Source organism: Pseudomonas sp. 05T35, from assembly GCF_056396605.1.
On record NZ_JBFTLU010000530.1, the window covers coordinates 1 to 5,513 of the forward strand.

At 55.1% G+C, this 5,513-nt stretch carries 3 protein-coding genes, 1 tRNA gene and 1 pseudogene; all 5 read left to right on the forward strand.

Features of this window, described 5'->3' with window-relative positions; translation table 11 throughout:
* Positions 1-127 precede the first annotated feature (127 nt).
* Positions 128-203, forward strand: a tRNA-His gene (locus AC1DH9_RS26630).
* Positions 204-603: 400 nt separating this feature from the next.
* Positions 604-1,815, forward strand: coding sequence for a trigger factor (gene tig / locus AC1DH9_RS26635; protein ID WP_477809107.1), 1,212 nt, complete (start codon positions 604-606; stop codon positions 1,813-1,815).
* Positions 1,816-1,907: 92 nt separating this feature from the next.
* Positions 1,908-2,549, forward strand: coding sequence for an ATP-dependent Clp endopeptidase proteolytic subunit ClpP (gene clpP, locus AC1DH9_RS26640; protein ID WP_019692758.1), 642 nt, complete (start codon positions 1,908-1,910; stop codon positions 2,547-2,549).
* Positions 2,550-2,655: 106 nt separating this feature from the next.
* Positions 2,656-3,939, forward strand: coding sequence for an ATP-dependent Clp protease ATP-binding subunit ClpX (gene clpX / locus AC1DH9_RS26645; protein ID WP_054596541.1), 1,284 nt, complete (start codon positions 2,656-2,658; stop codon positions 3,937-3,939).
* A 107-nt stretch (positions 3,940-4,046) separates the two neighbouring features.
* Positions 4,047-5,513, forward strand: a pseudogene (locus AC1DH9_RS26650) (LON peptidase substrate-binding domain-containing protein); the annotation flags it as partial.

The following is a 5,513-nucleotide window of genomic DNA, read 5'->3' on the forward strand; positions in this document are numbered from 1 at the left end:
AGGTTCCAGCGCCGCGAGGCGTAAGAGTTCGAGTCTCTTCATCCGCACCAATTAAAGCTTCAGCCAGGCCATTGGCCGGGTTGGAGTTCAGCAAAGAAGTTGTTTGACTTCTTTGCTACGCACTATGGTGGGCGTAGCTCAGTTGGTAGAGCACGGGATTGTGACTCCCGTTGTCGTGGGTTCGATCCCCATCGTCCACCCCATATTTCAAAAAGGCGCCAGATTTAACAGTCTGGCGCCTTTTTTGTTTCAGCGTTTGTATGTTCGGCGACTGCAGGTTCCGGGTCGCCAGGGCAGGGCGTTTCGTCGTGTTCATGTTGCTCGATGATGCCGCATTGCCTACCGGGCTTGCTTGCAAGATCGGCTGCCGGGGAGATATTGGCGCTTCTTCTATATATAGAAGGGTTGGCGCAGAGCCCTGGCGTGATTGGCTGTATTTGCCTCCGGGGCGAGGTGCATTCGTGCATTCGCACCTATAAATTGCCTGCTGCGTTTTTACCCGTTTTCAGTAGGGTGACTTCTTGAGTTTGACCCACTAGAATGCATGCCCTTGATTCTGTGGTCGGAAACGGCCGGCTAACGTCTGTGCAACGAGGAATATCCATGCAAGTTTCTGTTGAAAATACTTCTGCTCTTGAGCGCCGCATGAGCATCACCGTGCCAGCTGAGCGCATTGAGACTCAAGTCAACAAGCGTCTGCAACAGACTGCCCAAAAGGCCAAGATTGCAGGCTTCCGTCCTGGCAAAGTGCCAATGAGCGTGATCCGTCAGCGTTATGAAGCTGATGCGCGTCAAGAAGCTGTAGGCGATGTKATCCAGGCTTCTTTCTACGAAGCAATTGTCGAGCAAAAGCTGAACCCGGCTGGCGCTCCTTCGGTAGAGCCTAAAGTCCTGGAGAAGGGCAAGGATCTGGAATTCGTTGCAACGTTCGAAGTGTTCCCCGAGTTCACCGTTGCCGGTTTCGAATCCATCGCTGTCGAGCGCCTGAGCGCTGACGTGGCGGACGCCGATCTGGACAAAATGCTGGAAATCCTGCGCAAGCAGAACGTTCGTTTTGAAATTGCCGATCGTGCCGCTCAGAACGAAGACCAACTGAACATCGATTTCGTTGGCAAGGTTGACGGTGAAGTGTTCGCCGGTGGTTCCGCCAAAGGCACTCAGCTGGTTCTGGGTTCCGGCCGCATGATCCCTGGCTTCGAAGAAGGCCTGGTTGGCGCCAAGGCGGGCGAAGAGCGCGTTCTGAACCTGACCTTCCCTGAGAACTATCAGAACCTCGACCTGGCTAACAAGGCAGCCGAGTTCACCGTAACCGTGAACACTGTTTCCGAGCCGAAACTGCCTGAGTTGAACGAAGAATTCTTCGCTCAGTTCGGTATCAAGGGTCTGCTGGCCGCCAACCCGATCGAAGTGCCAAAGGCCCTGCTGTCCAACGAGGTTGATCGTCTGCGCGTTCAGGCTGTTCAGCAGTTCGGCGGCAACATCAAACCTGATCAACTGCCGGCCGAGCTGTTCGAAGAGCAAGCCAAGYGTCGCGTTGTGCTGGGTCTGGTAGTGGCTGAAGTGGTCAAGCAATACGACCTCAAGCCTGACGAAACCCGCGTTCGCGAGCTGATTCAGGAAATGGCTTCGGCTTATCAGGAGCCTGAACAAGTTGTGTCCTGGTACTACAAGAACGACCAGCAACTGAACGAAGTCCGTTCGGTTGTGCTGGAAGAGCAAGTTGTGGATACTGTTCTTCAGAAAGCTAGCGTGACCGACAAATCGGTCTCTTACGAAGAAGCGGTCAAGCCGGTAGAAGCTCCACAAGCCGACTGATTGTTTTTGCGTTAGAAGCACACACCATAAGCCAGCTTTCGAGCTGGCTTATGCGTATTCAAGACATAACTATTTGGGAGTGACTGCGAGACATGTCCCGCAATTCTTATTATCAGCAGAGCTCTGACATCCAGGCCGCAGGTGGTCTGGTCCCGATGGTTATCGAGCAGTCCGCCCGTGGCGAACGTGCCTATGACATCTATTCGCGCCTCCTCAAGGAGCGAGTGATCTTCCTTGTCGGCCCGGTAGAAGACTACATGGCCAACCTGGTCGCGGCGCAACTGCTGTTCCTTGAAGCGGAAAACCCGGACAAGGACATCCATCTTTACATCAACTCACCAGGTGGTTCGGTGACTGCAGGCATGTCGATCTACGACACCATGCAATTCATCAAACCTGACGTTTCCACCACGTGTATCGGTCAGGCCTGCAGCATGGGTGCTTTCCTGCTTGCCGGTGGTGCTGCGGGCAAGCGTTACTGCCTGCCGAACTCGCGCATGATGATTCACCAGCCGTTGGGTGGTTTTCAGGGCCAGGCGTCGGACATCGACATCCATGCCAAGGAAATCCTCCATATCCGTTCGCGCCTGAACTCGTTGTTGGCTCATCACACCGGTCAAAGCCTCGAAACCATTGAGCGCGACACCGAGCGTGACAACTTCATGAGCGCAGAGCGTGCGGCTGAGTACGGCCTGATCGACTCGGTGATCGACAAGCGTAAAATGCCCGCCTAAGCAGCTCAAATGCAGGTGGTTGGTTTAACTGGCCACCAGCGGGCTTGAAAAAGCCCGCAATTGCCTTCATCTTGTGTTGCAAGCCTATCGGATTTGGATCGATCGAATGACTGACACCCGCAACGGCGAGGACAACGGCAAGCTGCTCTATTGCTCCTTCTGTGGCAAAAGCCAGCATGAAGTGCGCAAATTGATTGCCGGCCCCTCGGTCTTTATCTGCGACGAGTGCGTCGACCTGTGCAACGACATCATCCGCGAGGAGGTGCAGGAAGCACAGGCCGAGAGCAGCGCGCATAAATTGCCTTCGCCTAAAGAAATCAGCGGCATCCTTGATCAGTACGTGATTGGTCAGGAGCGTGCGAAAAAGGTTTTGGCCGTAGCGGTGTACAACCACTACAAGCGCCTCAACCAGCGTGACAAAAAGAATGACGATGTCGAACTCGGCAAAAGCAACATCTTGCTGATCGGCCCTACAGGCTCGGGTAAAACCCTGCTTGCGGAAACACTGGCCCGTTTGCTGAATGTGCCTTTCACTATCGCTGACGCAACCACCCTCACCGAGGCGGGTTACGTGGGTGAAGACGTTGAAAACATCATTCAGAAACTGTTGCAGAAGTGCGATTACGATGTAGAAAAAGCTCAAATGGGCATTGTCTACATCGATGAAATCGACAAGATTTCGCGCAAGTCTGACAACCCGTCCATCACCCGGGACGTTTCCGGTGAAGGCGTGCAGCAGGCCCTGCTCAAGTTGATCGAAGGTACGGTCGCTTCCGTTCCGCCTCAAGGTGGTCGCAAGCACCCGCAGCAGGAATTCCTTCAGGTCGATACCCGTAACATCCTGTTCATTTGCGGCGGTGCGTTCTCCGGTCTGGAAAAGGTTATTCAAAACCGCTCCACCCGTGGCGGCATTGGTTTCAACGCAGAAGTTCGCAGCAAGGAAGAAGGCAAGAAGGTGGGTGAGTCCCTGCGTGAAGTCGAACCTGACGATCTGGTCAAGTTTGGTCTGATCCCGGAATTCGTCGGTCGTCTGCCGGTTCTTGCAACGCTGGACGAGCTCGACGAGGCTGCGCTGATGCAGATTCTCACCGAGCCGAAAAATGCTCTGACCAAGCAGTATGCCAAGCTGTTCGAGATGGAAGGCGTAGACCTGGAATTCCGGGCCGACGCACTGAAATCGGTCGCCAAGCGCGCACTGGAACGCAAAACCGGTGCTCGTGGATTGCGTTCGATCCTCGAAGGTGTACTGCTCGACACTATGTATGAAATCCCCTCGCAGTCCGAGGTGAGTAAAGTAGTGATCGATGAAAGCGTTATAGAAGGCAAGTCCAAGCCACTGTATATCTACGAAAACAGTGAGCCGGCTGCCAAGGCAGCGCCAGACGCTTAAGCGTCGCACTGCCGGATTAAAGAAGGGGCCTTCGGGCCCCTTTGCTTTTGCAGGAGCTGCCAAAGGTTTGGGCCGCGTTTGGACGATCTTTACCGCGGTAGGCCGCGATGACGGGCGACAAGCAGATCCTTCTGCTGGCCCAGAGAAACCCTGCTGACGACGATCCGGGTGAAGACGCACTTTATCGTGTCGGTAYGATCGCAACGGTTCTGCAGCTGCTCAAGCTGCCTGACGGCACGGTCAAAGTGCTGGTTGAAGGCGAGCAGCGTGGCGCGGTCGAGCGTTTCAGCGAAGTTGACGGTCATTGCCGTGCCGAGGTTTCGCTGATTGACGAAGTCGACGCTCCTGAACGCGAGTCGGAAGTGTTTGTCCGCAGCTTGCTGTCCCAATTTGAACAATATGTTCAGCTGGGCAAGAAGGTTCCGGCTGAAGTCCTGTCATCGCTCAACAGCATCGATGAGCCAAGCCGCCTGGTGGATACCATGGCCGCGCACATGGCGCTGAAGATCGAGCAGAAGCAGGAAATCCTCGAAATCATYGATTTGTCGGCCCGGGTCGAGCACGTTCTGGCATTGCTGGACGCCGAGATCGATCTGTTGCAAGTCGAAAAACGCATTCGTGGCCGCGTCAAAAAGCAAATGGAGCGCAGCCAGCGCGAGTACTACCTGAATGAGCAGATGAAGGCCATTCAGAAAGAACTCGGCGATAGCGAAGAAGGCCATAACGAAGTCGAAGAGCTGAAAAAGCGCATCGATGCCGCAGGCTTGCCAAAAGACGCGCTGATCAAGGCCCAGGCTGAGCTGAACAAGCTCAAGCAAATGTCACCGATGTCTGCTGAAGCGACTGTGGTGCGTTCCTACCTCGACTGGCTGGTTCAGGTGCCGTGGAAGGCGCAAAGCAAGGTTCGCCTGGATCTTGCGCGCGCAGAAGACATTCTTGATGCCGACCATTATGGTCTGGAAGAAGTCAAAGAGCGGATTCTCGAGTACCTCGCCGTACAAAAACGCGTGAAGAAAATTCGCGGTCCGGTGTTGTGCCTGGTCGGTCCTCCTGGTGTGGGTAAAACCTCTCTGGCGGAGTCGATTGCTCACGCCTTTGCACCTCGAACTCGATGAACATCCCACCGGCGCTGCTCGACCGGATGGAAGTGATTCGTCTGCCGGGCTACACCGAAGACGAGAAGATCAACATCGCCGTCAAATACCTTTCGCCCAAGCAGATTCAGGCCAATGGCCTGAAAAAAGGCGAGCTGGAATTCGACGCCGAGGCGATCCGCGACATCATTCGTTACTACACCCGTGAAGCCGGTGTGCGTGGGCTTGAGCGCCAGATAGCCAAGGTTTGCCGCAAGGCGGTCAAAGAGCATGCGATGGAAAAACGCTTCTCGGTGAAAGTCACGGCCGAGATGCTGGAGCACTTCCTTGGCGTGCGCAAATTCCGCTACGGCCTGGCCGAGCAGCAGGATCAGGTGGGGCAGGTGACTGGCCTGGCCTGGACTCAGGTGGGCGGCGAGTTGCTGACCATCGAAGCTGCAGTGGTGCCGGGTAAAGGGCAACTGATCAAGACCGGTTCGC

Excerpts from the sequence above, each read along its gene's own strand:
- clpP (WP_019692758.1), top strand. The coding sequence starts at position 1,908 with ATGTCCCGCAATTCTTATTATCAGCAGAGCTCTGACATCCAGGCCGCA.
- clpX (WP_054596541.1), top strand. The coding sequence starts at position 2,656 with ATGACTGACACCCGCAACGGCGAGGACAACGGCAAGCTGCTCTATTGC.